The sequence below is a fragment of the Paenibacillus ihuae genome (assembly GCF_001368795.1).
GTDB classification, from domain to species: domain Bacteria; phylum Bacillota; class Bacilli; order Paenibacillales; family Paenibacillaceae; genus Paenibacillus_AQ; species Paenibacillus_AQ ihuae.
The window spans coordinates 39373-42625 of the sequence record NZ_LN831201.1 but is presented as its reverse complement, the minus strand read 5'-3'; the positions used below and the strand labels follow the sequence as shown (position 1 = coordinate 42625).

Sequence of the window (3253 nt, the reverse complement as noted above, 5' to 3'; positions counted from 1 at the left end):
GCTCACAAAGGAGCACCGGGGGCTGTTTCTTTATTTCTGAATTCTGTTGCGGTTAAGGCGGGTTTATTCCACCGGCAGTGCTGTTTCCGAAGCTGTAGCATCAGCCAGCATCTGGCGGAGCACCGTCTGCAGAATGCCGCCGTTGCGGTAGTAATCAATGTCAACGGTACTGTCCAGCCGCGCAATGACCGGGAAGTCGAACTGTGTACCGTCTTCACGGGTAGCGGTGACAGTCAATTCCTGGCCCGGCAGCACGTTATTGTCGAGATCGGTGATGTTGAAGGTCTCGCGTCCGGTCAGCCCCATGCTGCTCCAGCCGTGGCCTTCCTGGAACTGCAGCGGAAGTACGCCCATGCCGACAAGGTTGCTGCGGTGAATCCGCTCGAAGCTCTCGGCGATGACGGCTTTGACGCCAAGCAGCAGTGTGCCTTTGGCTGCCCAGTCGCGTGAGCTGCCTGTGCCGTACTCCTTACCGGCAATAACGACCAGGTTCTGTCCAGCCGACTGGTACAGCATGGAAGCGTCGTAGATAGACATGACTTCTTCACTTGGCAGGAAGGTGGTCACGCCGCCTTCTGTACCCGGAGCAACTGCATTGCGGATCCTGATGTTGGCGAATGTACCGCGCATCATTACCTCATGGTTTCCGCGGCGGGAGCCATAGGAGTTGAAGTCGGCGCGTTCTACACCGTGACCGCGCAGATATTCCCCGGCGGGGCCGGAAGTGGAAATATTGCCTGCAGGCGAGATGTGGTCAGTTGTAACGGAATCACCCAGCAGCGCCAGCACACGTGCATTGCTGATGTCTTTGATATCGCCGATGCCGTCAGCCAGATTCTCGAAGAATGGCGGGTTCTGAATGTAGGTAGAATTATCATCCCATTCATACAACTCGCCTTCCGGAACAGGAATCGAATTCCAGCGTTCGTTAGCGGTGAAGACATTCTCATATTTGCGGCGGAACATTTCCGGACTCAGGGAGAGACCGATGGCTTCGCGGATTTCAGCGGAAGTTGGCCAGATATCCTTCAGGAAGACAGGCTCTCCCTGCGGGTCATAGCCGAGCGGCTCGGTCTGCAGATCAATGTTAACCGTACCGGCTAGGGCGTAAGCGACAACAAGCGGCGGTGAAGCCAGATAGTTGGCTTTGACCTGGGCATGCACGCGGCCTTCAAAGTTACGGTTACCGGAGATTACAGCGGCTACTGTCATATCATGTTCGGAGATGGCCTGGCTCACTTCGTCCGGCAGCGGACCAGAGTTGCCGATACAGGTCGCGCAGCCGTATCCGGCCAGATAGAAGCCCAGAGCTTCCAGCGGCTTCAGCAAATCTGCCTTCTGCAGATATTCAGTAACCACAAGGGAACCCGGGGTCAAGCTGCTTTTTACGTATCCCGGTTTCGTGAGTCCGCGTTCTACAGCTTTTTTGGCGAGTAGCCCCGCTCCGAGCATAACGCTTGGGTTGGAGGTGTTCGTGCAGCTGGTGATCGCGGCAATAACAACGGCTCCCGTGCCCATCTTGCTGGTGGTTCCGTTCTTATGCTGCACCTCAACAACCTCGGCAATCTTCTCATCGCTGAGGCCATATCCGCCTTTATCAACCGGTGTGCGGATAATACCTTCGAAGTTCTCCTTCATGTGTGTCAGCTCTACCCGGTCCTGCGGACGTTTCGGTCCGGCAAGGCTCGGAACAACGGAGGCCAGGTCAAGCTCGATTATGTCGCTGAACTGCGGATCAGGGGTATCAGCAGTGCGGAACATGCCCTGTGCCTTATAGTAATCCCCGACCAGTTCAACCAGTTCATCCGGACGGCCGGTGCTGCGCAGGTAAGCCAGCGTTTCGTCATCAACAGGGAAGAATCCGATGGTTGCCCCATACTCAGGAGCCATATTAGCGACGGTTGCGCGGTCAGCCAGACTGATGTTGGCCAGACCCGGACCGTAGAATTCTACGAATTTGCCGACTACGCCCTTTTTACGGAGCATTTGGGTAACGGTCAGTGCCAGATCGGTTGCTGTAGCACCTTCTACCAGACTGCCGGTAAGCTTGAAGCCCACAACATCCGGTGTGACAAAATACAGCGGCTGCCCCAGCATCCCGGCTTCTGCCTCGATACCGCCGACACCCCAGCCGACGACGCCAAGGCCGTTGATCATGGTGGTGTGGGAATCGGTGCCGACTAGGGAATCCGGATAGACTACCGTTTCACCGTCGACGGTTTTGGTTGTTGCAACCGAAGCCAGATACTCCAGGTTAACCTGATGGACGATTCCGGTTGCCGGCGGAACGGCGCGGAAGTTGTTGAAAGCAGTCTGCGCCCAGCGCAGGAAGCGGTAACGTTCTTCATTCCGTTCGAATTCAACGTTCATATTATAATCGAGTGCATCGGCCGTGCCGAAAGCATCAACCATTACGGAGTGGTCAATAACAAGGTCTACTGGCACCAGCGGATTGATCTTCTTGGGATCGCCGCCTGCCTTCTTAACAGTGTCTCGCATAGCAGCCAGATCGACAACAACCGGAACACCGGTGAAGTCCTGCAGGACGATCCGGGCAGGAATAAACGGAATTTCTTTATTGCGGTCGATGCCGCCGGACCAGCCGGCCAGCTGCTTAACATGTTCTTCCGTAATCGCCCGGCCGTCATATTGGCGGACAGCGGCCTCAAGTAATACTTTGATCGAAAAGGGCAGGGGGGAAATGTCGCCTGCACCTTGCTCTTCGAGGGAATTAAGATGATAGTAGCGATAAGTTTTGCCGCCTGACACCAGGCTCTTGGATAGCGAAAAATGGTCCTTGCTTGGCATATATGCGCCTCCTTGTTTCATCTGATGAAACTACATTTCATATTGCGTATATCTAAAGTATAACGGTTACATAGAGGAGAGTAAAGTTTTTTTTGCGGATCATTCGGCCTAGTTTTCCCCTGCTGCGGGCCGTTTCACACACACTTTTCCGTCATATGGAAATAGACGGAGGATATGATGCAGGGGCTATTTTCTACCCTAATCAAACACTGTAGCAGACAGTCCGTGCACAATCCCGGTTCCTGCCTGTTTCCGGCTGTATAGCTGCAGAGCTTCGCTCATATACATAGGACAGCAGCCAAATAGCGAAAGGCGGTCGTGAAATGGAGCAGGAGTGGAAACAGAGTCTCTATGTTTATGTAGATCAGGAGAATAAGGGGCGGGTCGCTCCGGCGATTATGCCGGTTCATCACTCGGTCAAGGACAGCCGGTTTCTCAAAGCCCA

General features: G+C 54.5%; 1 protein-coding gene. It reads right to left on the bottom strand.

Going from position 1 to position 3253, the window contains the following annotated elements:
* Nucleotides 1–63: 63 nt before the first annotated feature.
* Nucleotides 64–2808: an aconitate hydratase AcnA gene (gene acnA / locus AQR02_RS24545; protein ID WP_054943031.1), complete on the bottom strand. Its 2745-nt coding sequence runs from the start codon at nt 2806–2808 to the stop codon at nt 64–66.
* Between the last annotated feature and the right edge of the window lie 445 nt (nt 2809–3253).